Annotated in this window: 11 protein-coding genes; 7 read left to right on the top strand and 4 right to left on the bottom strand. The window is 72.5% G+C overall.

All coding sequences use genetic code 11. The features are described 5' to 3' along the window. The first annotated feature begins 4 nt into the window (after positions 1-4). Positions 5-1,075 (top strand): zinc-dependent metalloprotease, encoded by a 1,071-nt coding sequence (locus ACLQ24_RS04715; protein WP_425889158.1) that lies wholly within the window; start codon positions 5-7, stop codon positions 1,073-1,075. Positions 1,076-1,085: 10 nt separating this feature from the next. Next, positions 1,086-2,078: a tRNA lysidine(34) synthetase TilS gene (gene tilS, locus ACLQ24_RS04710; protein WP_425889157.1), complete on the top strand. Its 993-nt coding sequence runs from the start codon at positions 1,086-1,088 to the stop codon at positions 2,076-2,078. Here the strand turns inward: tilS and ACLQ24_RS04705 are convergent. Beyond that, a complete protein-coding gene (locus tag ACLQ24_RS04705; RefSeq protein ID WP_425889156.1) occupies positions 2,065-3,045 on the bottom strand; it encodes a GlxA family transcriptional regulator in 981 nt (326 codons plus the stop codon). The two genes, tilS and ACLQ24_RS04705, sit on opposite strands and share 14 nt — an antisense overlap. 138 nt (positions 3,046-3,183) lie before the next feature. Between ACLQ24_RS04705 and ACLQ24_RS04700 the strand changes: the two genes are divergently transcribed. The 4 genes from ACLQ24_RS04700 to folE all read left to right on the top strand — a co-directional run bounded on the left by ACLQ24_RS04700 (position 3,184) and on the right by folE (position 7,322). Next, positions 3,184-3,333, top strand: a complete 150-nt coding sequence (locus tag ACLQ24_RS04700) for a hypothetical protein (RefSeq protein ID WP_425889183.1) — start codon at positions 3,184-3,186, stop codon at positions 3,331-3,333. Positions 3,334-3,433: 100 nt separating this feature from the next. Then, on the top strand, positions 3,434-4,009 hold the full coding sequence (gene hpt, locus ACLQ24_RS04695; RefSeq protein ID WP_421473568.1) for a hypoxanthine phosphoribosyltransferase: 576 nt from the start codon (positions 3,434-3,436) through the stop codon (positions 4,007-4,009). 590 nt (positions 4,010-4,599) lie between these two features. After that, entirely contained in the window at positions 4,600-6,621 is a 2,022-nt protein-coding gene (ftsH, locus tag ACLQ24_RS04690; protein ID WP_425889155.1) for an ATP-dependent zinc metalloprotease FtsH, read from the top strand. Between the two features lie 35 nt (positions 6,622-6,656). Continuing rightward, positions 6,657-7,322 (top strand): GTP cyclohydrolase I FolE, encoded by a 666-nt coding sequence (gene folE / locus ACLQ24_RS04685; protein WP_425889181.1) that lies wholly within the window; start codon positions 6,657-6,659, stop codon positions 7,320-7,322. 45 nt (positions 7,323-7,367) lie between these two features. Here folE and ACLQ24_RS04680 read toward each other — a convergent pair whose 3' ends face one another. Both ACLQ24_RS04680 and ACLQ24_RS04675 read right to left on the bottom strand, forming a co-directional pair. Beyond that, positions 7,368-8,087 (bottom strand): hypothetical protein, encoded by a 720-nt coding sequence (locus ACLQ24_RS04680; RefSeq protein ID WP_425889180.1) that lies wholly within the window; start codon positions 8,085-8,087, stop codon positions 7,368-7,370. A 217-nt stretch (positions 8,088-8,304) separates the two neighbouring features. After that, positions 8,305-10,920: an FtsK/SpoIIIE domain-containing protein gene (locus tag ACLQ24_RS04675; protein WP_425889154.1), complete on the bottom strand. Its 2,616-nt coding sequence runs from the start codon at positions 10,918-10,920 to the stop codon at positions 8,305-8,307. A 194-nt stretch (positions 10,921-11,114) separates the two neighbouring features. On the opposite strand from ACLQ24_RS04675, the gene ACLQ24_RS04670 reads away from it, so the two are divergent. Next, complete coding sequence (locus ACLQ24_RS04670) at positions 11,115-11,672, top strand: hypothetical protein (RefSeq protein ID WP_425889153.1); 558 nt, start codon at positions 11,115-11,117, stop codon at positions 11,670-11,672. A gap of 3 nt (positions 11,673-11,675) precedes the next feature. Here ACLQ24_RS04670 and ACLQ24_RS04665 read toward each other — a convergent pair whose 3' ends face one another. Further along, positions 11,676-12,275 (bottom strand): hypothetical protein, encoded by a 600-nt coding sequence (locus ACLQ24_RS04665; RefSeq protein WP_425889152.1) that lies wholly within the window; start codon positions 12,273-12,275, stop codon positions 11,676-11,678. Positions 12,276-12,288: the final 13 nt, after the last annotated feature.

Below are 12,288 nucleotides of genomic sequence, written 5' to 3'. Positions count from 1 at the left end.
GCTCATGGCGCAGTTCGTGGACTGGGATCTGGCCGCCGCCACCGCAGGGGCGTTGAGCAAGTCGGGCCCCCGGGTGTCGTACGCCGAGGCCACCGACGTGGTCGGCGACCTGCGTCGGCTGACCGACGAGGCGGCCGGGCACGTGGCCGACTACACCGGGCTGCGGGCGCAGGTGGCGCACCCGCCGGTGCGGGTCGTCGACCGTCGCGACTGGGCGGCCGCCAACATCGCCGGGCTGCGTGAGGTGATCACTCCGCTGGTCAGCCGGCTGTCCGGCGACAAGCAGCCCGGCGCGCTCACCGAGGCGATCGGGTCGCGGCTGACCGGGGTGCAGGCCGGCACGGTCCTGGCCTACCTGTCCGGCCGGGTGCTCGGCCAGTACGAGGTCTTCTCCGCCGACCCGGGGCAACTGCTGCTGGTGGCGCCGAACATCGTCGAGGTGGAGCGCAAGCTCAACGCCGACTCCCGGGACTTCCGGCTGTGGGTCTGCCTGCACGAGGTCACCCACCGCACCCAGTTCACCGCCGTGCCCTGGATGCGGGCCTACTTCCTCGGTGAGGTGCAGGCGTTCGTCGACGCGTCCTCCAACGGCGGCGAACATCTCGTCGAGCGGCTGCGGCGCGGTGTCGCGACGCTGTCCGAGGCGGTCCGCGACCCGGAGAGCCGCACGAGCGTCCTGGACATCGTGCAGACCCCGGCGCAGCGGGCCGTCCTCGACCGGCTGACCGCGCTGATGACCTTGCTGGAGGGGCACGCCGAGTTCGTGATGGACGGCATCGGCCCGCAGGTGATTCCGAGCGTGGAGCGCATCCGGGCGTCGTTCAACCGCCGGCGCGAGGCGGGCAACCCGTTGGAGAAGGCGATCCGCCGGCTGCTCGGGGTGGACGTCAAGATGCGCCAGTACGCCGAGGGCCGCAAGTTCGTCCACGGCGTGGTCGAGCGGGTCGGCATGGAGGGCTTCAACTCGATCTTCAACTCTCCGCTCTCCCTGCCCCGGCTGTCGGAGTTGGGCGACCCGGACGCCTGGGTGGCACGCGTGCACGGCCCGGCCGGCACCGTTCCGTCCGCCGGCTGACCGTCCGCCGGTGGCCGTGCTCGCCCCGCCGGTGGCCGCGATCCGCGTGGCGGTCCGTCGCGCGCTGACGCACCTGCCGTCCGGCGGTCCGGTGCTGGTGGCCTGCTCCGGAGGGGCCGATTCGCTGGCCCTGGCGGCGGCGACCGTGTTCGTGGCTCCTCGGCTGGGTCGACCCGCCGGGCTGGTGACCGTGGACCACGGCCTGCAGGACGGTTCGGCGCGGCGCGCGGAGGCGGTGGCCGTCTGGGCCCGGGAGGCCGGATTCGCCCCCGTGCTGGCGGTACGGGTGGAGGTGGCCGGGCGTCCGGGTGGGCCGGAGGCGGCGGCCAGGGAGGCCCGCTACGAGGCGTTGGCCGAGGCGGCCCGGCGGCACGAGGCGGTCGCGGTGCTCACCGGGCACACGCGCGATGACCAGGCGGAGACGGTGCTGCTCGCGCTCGCCCGGGGGGCCGGCCCACGTGGGCTGGCCGGGATGCCGAGCCGGCGGGAGCTGGCCGGGGTGCCGCTGCTGCGGCCGTTGCTGGGGATCGGTCGGGAGCAGACCCGCGCCGCCTGTGCCGTCCTCGGGCTCAGCCCGTGGCAGGACCCGCACAACACCGACCCGTCGTACGCCCGCTCCCGGGTGCGGGCCGACGTGCTGCCGGCGTTGGTGCGTGCGCTCGGGCCGGGTGTGGTGGACAACCTGGCGCGTACCGCCCGGCTGGTGGCGGCGGACAACGCCGCCCTCGACGAGATCGCGGCGACGGCGCTCGTGGCGGCGCGGCACCCCGCCGGTGGCCTCGCGGTGGCGGAGCTGGCCGGCCTGGCCGTCGCCGTTCGCGGCCGGGTGCTGCACGCCTGGGCGCGGGAGTTGGGCGCGGTGGCGGGAGCCCTGTCGCACCGGCACGTCGCCGCGCTGGATGCCCTGGTCACCGACTGGCACGGTCAGGGTCCGACCGACTTGCCCGGCGGTGTCCGCGTCCTGCGTCGGGGTGACCGACTGGCGGCCCTCAGCCCGGGCTGAGAGCCGCCGCGCCGTCCGCCCGGTCCCGGAAGGTGGTCCGGTAGCTGTGCGGGGTGGCGCCGACCCGGCGGCTGAAGTGGTGGCGCAGGGCTGCGGCGTCACCGAAGCCGGCCTGGTCGGCGACGGCCTCCACACTCAACGGGGTCTCCTCCAGCAGGCGTCGGGCGAGCAGCACCCGCTGGTTGGTGAGCCAGTCGTGCGGCGTGGTGCCGGTCTCGGCCCGGAACCGCCGGGCGAACGTCCGTGGGGCCATGCCGGCGCGGGCGGCCAACTCCTCCACCGTGATCGTCCGGTCCAGGTGCCCCATCAGCCACTCCAGCACCGGTTCGAGGGTGGGTGCCTCGGGCGCCTTCGGGATCGGCGCCTCGATGTACTGGGACTGGCCGCCGTCGCGGTGCGGCGGGACCACCATCCGCCGGGCCAGCCGGGTCGCGGTGGCCGAGCCGTGCTCCTGGCGTACCAGGTGCAGGCAGGCGTCGATGCCGGCCGCCGTGCCGGCGCTGGTGAGCAGCCGACCGTCCTGGACGTACAGCGAGTTGCAGCGCACCCGGGCGCGGGGGTGCCGGCGTTGCAGCTCGTCCGTGTACCGCCAGTGGGTGGTGCACTCCCGGTCGTCGAGCAGCCCGGCCTCACCGAGCAGGAAGGCCCCCGAGCAGACGCTGATCAGGTGTGCCCCGCGCGCGTCGGCGCGGCGCAGCGCGTCGAGCGCCGGCTCGGGAATGACGGTGCCCCGACCGTGTGCGGGGACGGCCACCAGGTCGGCCTCCTCGAGCGGGGCGAGGTCGGCGTTCGGGGTGAGGTGGAAGCCGGCGGAGGTGCGTACGGCAGCGCCGTCGGGGCTGCACACGTCGAAGCGGTACGCGGGAAAGCCGTCGTCCGTCCGGTCGGTGCCGAAGACCTCCGCGAGCACACCGAGCTCGAAGGGAGCGACCTGGTCCAGGGCGAGGACGGCGACGGATCGGAGCATGTGACGAGGGTAACCCGAAAGGTGGCAGTAAATCGATGCCCAGTGGCATCTCTGCCACTGTCCGGGCGGTGCGAGGCGGCGCAGACTGGTCTCAGTCCGGTGCGCACCGGCGGCGAAAACGACAGCAACCATGCGAAAGTGAGCGCCGCCATGGAGTTCCTGCTCTTCCTCCTGTTCCTCGTCCTGCTCGTCGCCACCTCGGCGGCCGGCCTCACCGTGGACAGCCACGACTCGGCCGACTGGAAGCCCAGCGAGGACGGCCGCCGCTGGCGGTCCCGTACCAGCTGATGCCTTTGATGCCCTTTGCGCCGAAAATCCCGGGCGGGACCGCGCCAAAAGGTGCGGCCCCGCCGACGGAGGCCATCGGACGTACGGCAGGCTAGGAGTCATGGCTGACGGCTCCTGGTACGACGCCGACATCGACCACGTGATCATCTCCGAGGCGCAGATCCGCGAGAAGACGGCGGAACTGGCCAAGCAGGTCTCCGCCGACTACGCCCACGTGGGCGACGGACTGCTGCTGGTCTGCGTGCTCAAGGGCGCGGTGATGTTCATGGCGGACTTCGCCCGGGCGTTGGGCCGCAACGGGCCCCCTGCCGAACTCGACTTCATGGCCATCTCCTCGTACGGCCAGGGCACCACCTCCTCCGGGGTGGTGCGCATCCTCAAGGACCTCGACCGGGACATCGCCGGTCGGCACGTCGTGGTCGTCGAGGACATCGTCGACTCCGGGCTGACGCTCTCCTGGCTGCTGCGCTACCTCGAGTCGCGCTCGGCGGCGAGCGTCGAGGTGGTCGCGCTCTTCCGTAAGCCCGAGGCGGTCAAGGTCCCGGTGCCGGTGAAGTATGTCGGCTTCGACATCCCCACCGAGTTCGTGGTCGGGTACGGCCTCGACTTCGGCGAGCGCTACCGGGAACTGCCCTACGTCGGGGTGCTCAAGCCCGAGGTCTACGCCCGCTCCTGAGCCCGCCCGCCGGCCCGCCACCGAGGCCGAGCCGGAGGATCGTCATCCCGGGAGGTCGCGCCGCGCGCCGGCGGGTTGCCGCGGCCGTCCGGCGCCGGGCCTGAGGGCGACTCGCATCGGTACTCGTCAAGCCGACGTTCAGCGGGCTCTCAGCTGTTGCGGCTAACGTGGAGCCCGGTGGCGTGGAGATACCTCCGCGCTCGACCCCTCGACCGCGTGACCGGGCGTTCGGGTGGCCGGGCCGGACTCCCCGCCACGCCGGTTCCTCCCCGGACCCGCCGTACGCTCGGTGAAGGGCTGGTGGGCCTACCCAACGTGCGTGCCGCCGCTACTCACGGCGCGCCGACTGCGGGGCTCGCGAGCTCGCTCCTCGCGTACACGCGGATTTGATGGTGCACGACTGCGGGGCTCGCAAGCTCACTCCTCGCGTACACGGTGTACCGTCGAATGACCGCGGCGCGGCAGTTTCGGCGCCTCGGGGTCGAGGCCGGCCCGCACGGCGGCTCCGGCCGCCGCACAACGCGGCGACACCATCAGACGGTCAGGACGTCGATCAGGAGGATGCGGGCGCTCCGGCGCTCGACAACAGTATGGAACGTACGCGTTTCTTCCGCCGACCGGTGGTCTGGATCATCCTGGTCATCCTCGGCGCCGTTGTGCTCAGTCAGCTGTTCACCGCTGGTCCCAGCTACCACCGCGTGGACACTTCCGTTGCGCTCGACCAGCTCCACACCGCGCAGATCAACAAGGTCGTCTTCCAGGACAAGGAGCAGACGCTCCAGCTGGACCTGAAGAACAAGACCAAGTTCGGTGAGACCACCACCGACCGGATCGAGGCCCAGTTCCCGTACCAGGTGGGCGACGAGGTCTGGAACGAGGTGCTGGCGGCGAAGGCGGCCAACCGGGTCACCGGCCCGGCCGACGCCAAGGTCTCCTCGGACAGCATCTGGGTGAGCCTGCTGGTCAACCTGCTGCCGATCGGGCTGCTCGTGCTCCTGCTGCTGTTCTTCATGTCGCAGATGCAGGGCGGCGGCTCCCGGGTGCTCAACTTCGGCAAGTCCAAGGCGAAGATGATCACCAAGGACACCCCGAAGACGACCTTCGCGGACGTCGCGGGTGCCGACGAGGCCGTCGAGGAGCTGCACGAGATCAAGGACTTCCTGCAGAACCCCGCGAAGTACCAGGCGCTCGGCGCCAAGATCCCGAAGGGCGTGCTGCTGTTCGGTCCGCCCGGAACGGGTAAGACGCTGCTGGCCCGCGCGGTCGCCGGCGAGGCCGGGGTGCCCTTCTACTCCATCTCCGGCTCCGACTTCGTGGAGATGTTCGTCGGTGTCGGCGCGAGCCGGGTCCGCGACCTGTTCGAGCAGGCCAAGGCGAACGCCCCGGCGATCGTCTTCGTCGACGAGATCGACGCCGTCGGTCGCCACCGCGGCGCCGGCATGGGTGGCGGTCACGACGAGCGCGAGCAGACCCTCAACCAGCTGCTCGTCGAGATGGACGGCTTCGACACCAAGGGCGGTGTCATCCTGATCGCCGCCACCAACCGGCCGGACATTCTCGACCCGGCGCTGCTGCGCCCGGGCCGGTTCGACCGGCAGATCCCGGTGGACGCCCCCGACATGGAGGGCCGCAAGGCGATCCTGCGGGTGCACGCCAAGGGCAAGCCGTTCACCCCCGACGTCGACCTCGACTCGGTGGCACGGCGTACGCCGGGCTTCAGCGGCGCCGACCTGGCCAACGTGATCAACGAGTCGGCCCTGCTCACCGCCCGCAAGTCCCAGCGCGCCATCTCCAACGATTCACTCGAAGAGTCGATCGACCGGGTGATCGCCGGTCCGCAGCGACGGACCCGCGTCATGAGCGACCAGGAGAAGAAGATCACCGCGTACCACGAGGGTGGGCACGCGCTGGTCGCCTGGGCGCTGCCGCACGCCGCGCCGGTGCACAAGGTGACGATCCTGTCCCGTGGCCGCTCGCTGGGCCACACCCTGGTGCTCCCGACCGAGGACAAGTACACCCAGACCCGCGCCGAAATGATCGACACCCTGGCGTACGCGCTGGGCGGCCGGGCCGCCGAGGAGCTGGTCTTCCACGAGCCGACCACCGGCGCCGGCAACGACATCGAGAAGGCCACCCAGTTGGCCCGCGCGATGATCACCCAGTACGGCATGAGCTCCAAGCTCGGCGCGATCAAGTACGGCACCAGCGGGGACGAGCCGTTCCTCGGCCGCAACATGGGCCACGAGCGGGACTACTCGGACTCGGTGGCCGCCGAGATCGACGGCGAGATGCGGGCTCTGGTCGAGCTGGCGCACGACGAGGCCTGGGAGATCCTGGTGGAGTACCGGGACGTCCTGGACAACATCGTGCTCGAGCTGATGGAGAAGGAGACCCTCTCCACGGCCGACATGGCGCGGATCTGCTCCCGGGTGGTCAAGCGCCCGCCGCTCGCCCCGTACAACGGTTTCGGCAAGCGCCAGCCGTCCACTCAGCCGCCCGTGCTCACCCCTGCGGAGAAGGACAAGCTCAAGGCGCAGGCCCAGGCCGACGGCGCGCAGGCGTCCGTCGGCGGCGGGTCGCCGTCCAGCAACAACTCGGACGGTACGCACTGAGCAACGACCCGACGGCCAGCTCCCCTCACCGGGAGCTGGCCGTTTCCGCGACCGAACCCGACGGCGACGACGAGCTGGACTACGTCGCGGCGAGGCTGATCAGCGGTAAGCTGACCGGCCGTCCCGTCGAGGACGCGGTCGACCTCGGCCGGATCGAGAAGGCCGTCCGCGAGATCCTGATCGCGGTCGGCGAGGACCCGGACCGGGACGGCCTCCAGCAGACGCCGGCCCGGGTCGCCCGCGCGTACGCCGAACTCTTCGCCGGTCTGCGCGTCGACCCGGCGCAGGTGCTCAGCACCACCTTCGAGGCCAACCACGAAGAGCTGGTGATCGTCCGCGACATCGACGTGATGAGCCTCTGCGAGCACCACCTGCTGCCGTTCCGGGGCAGCGCGCACATCGGCTACATCCCCGGCCCGGACGGGCGGATCACCGGCCTGTCCAAGCTGGCCCGCCTCGTCGAGGTCTTCGCCCGCCGACCTCAGGTGCAGGAGCGGCTCACCTCCCAGGTCGCCGACCTGCTGATGAGCAAGCTGGCTCCGCGCGGCGTCGTGGTCGTGCTGGAATGCGAGCACATGTGCATGGCGATGCGGGGCATCCAGAAGTCCGGCGCCAAGACCATCACCTCGGCGGTGCGTGGCGTCCTGCAGACGGACTCGAAGTCGCGGGCCGAGGCGATGGCCCTGATCCTTCCCCGTTGACTCTTCCGGCCGCCCCTCGGGACGGCCGGGCCCGTCACCGGCGGGTCAGGCCAGCAGGGCCAGCAGCAGACCGGCCGTGACCAGCACCGCCGGCACCAGGCAGACCAGCACACCGAAGCGCACCGTGCGGTCCACCGGTGTCTCGACGTCGGCACGGAACACCCGGCCGACACCCACCCAGCCGACGACGAACGCGACCGCCGGCATCGGCAGCCCGCCGACCAGGGCCGTCACGCTGGCCGGTCCGGTCCCTGTCGTCGCGTACACGATGACCTGGATCAGCGGCACCAGCAGTGCCAACGGCCCGTACACCAGGAGGTTGCGCGCCCGCGCGGGCCAGGAGGCAGGCCGGAGGCCGCGACGCGCGGTCAACGCCGCGTCCGCCGCCTCGGCCCGACCCCGCGCGGTCCGCAGCGCCGCCAGCACGGCGGCCGGGCCGCCGGCCATCGACCGGGCAGCCTCCGTCAGCTCCGGCGGCGACGGCACCAGCGAGATCGCCGGTACGCCCCGCTCCCGCAACCGCTCCTGCTGAGTCGCCAGCCCGGCGCGCACCACCGTCAGCTCCTCCCGGGCGGCTTCCGCCGAGCGGGCCTGCTCACCGGCGGCGGTGGCCGCGCCGCGACGGACCGCGTCGAGTTGGCGTGCCGCCGCCAGGTACTCGGCCCAGGCGTCCGCAGGCGCCGCGACATCGCCGTCCGGACCAGCGGTCCGCTGCGGCCCTGGGCCGGTCACCGTCGCGTTCACCTCGCCACCTCCCGTACGCATCGTCACCCCACCCCGCATGGCCGGCTCACCCCGCATGGCCGGCTCACCGCGCATGCCGGCTCACCGCGCATGCCGGCTCACCGCGCATGCCGGCTCACCGCGCATGGCCGGCTCACCGCGCATGGCCGGCTCACCGCGCATGGCCGGCTCACCGCGCATGGCCGGCTCACCGCGCATGCCAGCTCACCCCGCGTGGCCGGCTCACCGCGCATGCCGCTCACCCCGCCTCGTCCGCGAACGGCACCAGGACCGTGCCCTGCTCGTCCGGACCGTCCCACAGCGCAGCGCGGTCCGGGTGGGCCCGCCACTGGATCGGCCGGCCGAACACGGCGGCGAGCTGCGCCGCCGGCACGTCCAGCACCACGACGGCGGCCAGCTTGTCGACGTCGCCGTCCGGCTCCAGCAGCGCCGCGAACGGCGGCACCGCCCGCCACCAGCCCAGCAGGTGCCGGCCCGCCGGCGGACCGTCCCGCAGCAGCGCGCGCAGCCGATCCGCCGGCAGCTCCCGGGGCCCGGGCCGATCCAAACCGAAGATCACCAGGTACGTCGGCAGTTCCCCGTCGGCGTCGGCGGTGCTGCCGGCGTTCGTGTCGATGTCGGTTTCGCTGTGGGTGTCGGCGTCCGCGAACAGCGTCGGCAGGTCCACCAGGCACGCCGGATGGCGGGCGGCCAGCTCGGCCGTCAACGCCTCCGCCAGCGGGCGTGCCCCCTGGTCCGGCGCAGCCACGAGGAAGCGGGCGGTGCCCGGCGCGTGATGGGCGGCGGTGCTGCGGGCGGCCGTCGCCAGCAGACCACCCGCCGCCGCGCCCGAGCCCAGCACCGCGAGGTTACGTCCGGGTGCCGGCCCCATCGGAACGGCTACCGTCGTACGGGCCACGTCCACCGCACGGCCGAGCAGAGCCGCCGGCCCGCCTGTCTGCCCCGCCAGGGCCGCCCGGTGACGCGGGTCGTTGGCCAGCAGCGGGCGGGCGTACCCGGCGAACACCACCGGCGGCGTCGCATCGGACGGCCGAGCGGCCCACAGCTCGTGCCGTAGCCGCTCGACCACCTCCGGGTCGTCCAACGGGTCCGGGTAGCGGATCAACCGCTCGTGACCACGGATCGCGCCCCGCGGGCCGCCGAGCCCTCCGGCGGTGTTCACCACCGCGCTGCCCACCGGCAGTCCGGCGGCGGAGTCGTTGGTCGGTTCCAACACCGGGCCGCCGCCCGGCAACGCCACCCGCACCGGGAACTTCCCGAGCACCGAATCCCGGTGTCGGCCGTCCGCGCGCGCACTCAGCCCCAGCTCACCCGCGCCGGCCAGCACCAGGTGCACGCCGTACGCCCGACCGGACCGGGCCAGCGCGTCGACCTGCGCGGCCAGCTCGGCGGCCAGCCGATCCCGCTCGGCGAAGAGCAGCGGCACATTGTCGACCACGCAGACGATGCGCGGCAGCGGACGGTGCTGGCGCAGCTCGGCGAATCGCTGCCCACCGGCCCGCCCCGCCGCCTCCGCGCGGCGCTGCACCTCGGCTGTCAACTGGTCGAACAGGTCCCGGACGTACTCCCGGTCGGCGGCCATGGCAGCGGCCCGCACCTGCGGAACCCAGGAGCGGTCACGCTCGGTCTGCAGAAACTCCACGAACGACTCACCGTCGCCCAGGTCCACCAGGTAGAGCGCCAGATCGTCCGGGCCGTACCGGGCGGCGAGGCCCAGCAGGGCGGTGGTCAGGAACGCCGTACGGCCCGCCCCGGACCGGCCACTCACCAGCCAGTGCGGGGTCAGCTCGGTGAAGCCCAGCGGCACCGGCCGACCGCCCGCGTCACCCACCGTGGTGGTGAGGCTGTCCGCGGAATCCGCCATCCAGAGGCCGTCGCCCGTCTCCGGCAGCAGATCCGCCAACGCCAACCGGGAGCCCGCCTCCACCTGGGCGGCGAGCCGCCGACAAACCGCTTCGACGAGATCTGCCGGAGGGTCCGTCTCCACGAAGATCGGCGAGTTCAACCCACCCGGCGGCTCAGCCCCAGGGGTCGCGAACGATGCCCCCGGCGGGTCGCCGAGCAGCGCGTACGCGTTGCGCAGCACCAACGAGGTGGCCAGCGGCAAGGGTGCCCGGGATGCGTACGGGCCGGGCGGCGGCCAGCCGGCCACCACCAGGTGCAGCCCCGCCGCCGGCCCCTGCTCGGCCAGCGCCTCGATCCGCGCCAGGTCGGTCGGACCGGTCGACTCCGGCAACGCGGCCACCACCAGCAGGAGCGTTCGGTCATGACGACGTCGTCTGCTCGCACCCGGAGTCACCCACTGCTCCGCCTCGGTCAACACCGCGCGCAGACCCGCCACGTCCACCGCCGGTGGGGGCAGCAGCCCGGCATCGGCCAGCGCGCCGAACGGCGTGAGCACGGCACCCGTGGCGTCCACCGCCCGTACCAGCAGCGCACCAGCGGGCGTCGCGCCCAGCAGGCGCAACAGCACGGCACGCAACAGCCCCGCCACCCGTGGCTCCCGCCCATCGGCGTCAACGCTCAGATGGCCGGCACCGACCAGCGGCACCAGAGCGGGGAAACGGGCGTCATCCAACGGTGCCGCCGTACCGACCCGTACGAAGGGTGGCGGGCCGTCACCCGCGGGAGAGTTCACGCTGAGCGAGTCCAGAGTGGCACCCGACCAGCTCGGGGCCAGCCGCGCGGCAACCACCCGCAGCCGGTCGGCCAACTCATACTGGCGGCGCTGATCCGCAGGGGCCGGCCGGATCTCGTCGAGGATCCCGGCGGCCGCGGTCACGGCAGCGGCAGCCCGGCGGTGCAGCGCCGCGGCGCGGTTCGTGCGTGCCTTCGGACCGGCCACCGTGTCCACCCCCTCACCCGAGGTCGGCAACCCCTCCCCGAGCAGTGACGGTATCCCAGCCAGAGTCCCTCCTCCGGGAGGTAGCACGGCGGTGCGCCGGTGTTGTCGCGGATCTCACCGGTGGGGAGGGGTCCGTCACGATCCGCTGGATCTGGGGCATTGGCTCCGGGCGGTTCAGCCGTTAACGTCAGGAGGTGGAATCAGTGCAGCCCCCCGCCGGTTCCCAGGTCTCCCGCGTACCGGCCCAACGGACTCCATCCGAGCAGCTGCCGCCGGCCCCGCCAGCGCCGGCACCACAGCCACGACGCCGCCGGCTGCGAACTGTGCTCACCGTGGTCGGCGGGGTTCTCGCCCTGCTCCTGCTCGGCGGGGTGGCGACGGGTTTCGTGCTGTACAACCGCGCTGCCGCACCGGACCGCAGCACCCCCGACGTGGTCGTCGACAACTACCTACGTGCGTTCCTCGTAGACCGCAACGACGCCCGAGCCAACCTGTACACCTGCGAAGGTGCAACGCAACTGGACTCAGTTCGCTCGCTGCGCAGCGACCTCGTCGCACGTGAGCAGGAACTAAACGTCACCATCTTGGTCAGTTGGGGCAGCCTCGACGTTGAGGGCCACGGTAAAGCCGCCTCCGTCGTAACGACAATTCGACGCAGCGCCACGGTGGACGGAACTCAACAGAGCTTGACAGACACCTGGCAATTCGACGTCAAAGACCAGGAAGGTTGGCGGGTATGCGGCGGGGTAAAGGTTGGCTGACGGTTACTCAATCCAGAGCAAGTGGACGGGTACCTCCAGAGTGGTGGGTGACTGGCCGCGCCAGGCCCAGCGGTACCACTCCACCTCGGGCGTGATCCGTACGCAGATGTCGCCCTCTGCTCCGGAGTAGGTCTCGGTCACCGCTCGCATGTCCCGGTGTTCGCGTCCGTCCTCGACGTGCACCACGCGGCGTCCGGTGACCGCGTCCGCTTCGAACACGGGTGTGGGGGAACGGTGGGACGGGCCGTCCAGCGAGACCAACCGGATACCGGTGTCCCGGGTGCCCTCCGATGCGGGCCGTTCACCGACCGTCTCCACCCAGACCCGCTCGACCGGCACCAGCGGTGCGAACACCTCGACCTGGTCGGCCTCGGCCCGGTACCACTCGTGCTCGGGGATGACCGGCACGTAGGTCCGGGCACCCTGCACGACCCGGTCGTCCGCCCGCAGGTCTCCCCGCCAGCCCAGCCCTGGCAGACCCACGAGCACCCGCTGCCCACGCAACTCCACGCGATCGGTGGCGGGCACGATGGTCAGGGGACGGGGTGGCCGCGGTGCCCAGTCGGGCTGGTCGGCGAACGGGTCCGGCAGCGGTCCGGTCATGCCAGTGACGGCC

Source organism: Micromonospora sp. DT4 (genome assembly GCF_049841675.1).
In the GTDB taxonomy this organism is placed as follows: domain Bacteria; phylum Actinomycetota; class Actinomycetes; order Mycobacteriales; family Micromonosporaceae; genus Micromonospora.
This window is presented reverse-complemented; position numbering and strand designations above follow the sequence as displayed.

Excerpts from the sequence above, each read along its gene's own strand:
- ACLQ24_RS04715 (WP_425889158.1), top strand. The coding sequence starts at position 5 with ATGGCGCAGTTCGTGGACTGGGATCTGGCCGCCGCCACCGCAGGGGCG.
- ACLQ24_RS04705 (WP_425889156.1), bottom strand. The coding sequence starts at position 3,045 with ATGCTCCGATCCGTCGCCGTCCTCGCCCTGGACCAGGTCGCTCCCTTC.
- hpt (WP_421473568.1), top strand. The coding sequence starts at position 3,434 with ATGGCTGACGGCTCCTGGTACGACGCCGACATCGACCACGTGATCATC.
- ftsH (WP_425889155.1), top strand. The coding sequence starts at position 4,600 with ATGGAACGTACGCGTTTCTTCCGCCGACCGGTGGTCTGGATCATCCTG.
- ACLQ24_RS04680 (WP_425889180.1), bottom strand. The coding sequence starts at position 8,087 with ATGCGTACGGGAGGTGGCGAGGTGAACGCGACGGTGACCGGCCCAGGG.
- ACLQ24_RS04665 (WP_425889152.1), bottom strand. The coding sequence starts at position 12,275 with ATGACCGGACCGCTGCCGGACCCGTTCGCCGACCAGCCCGACTGGGCA.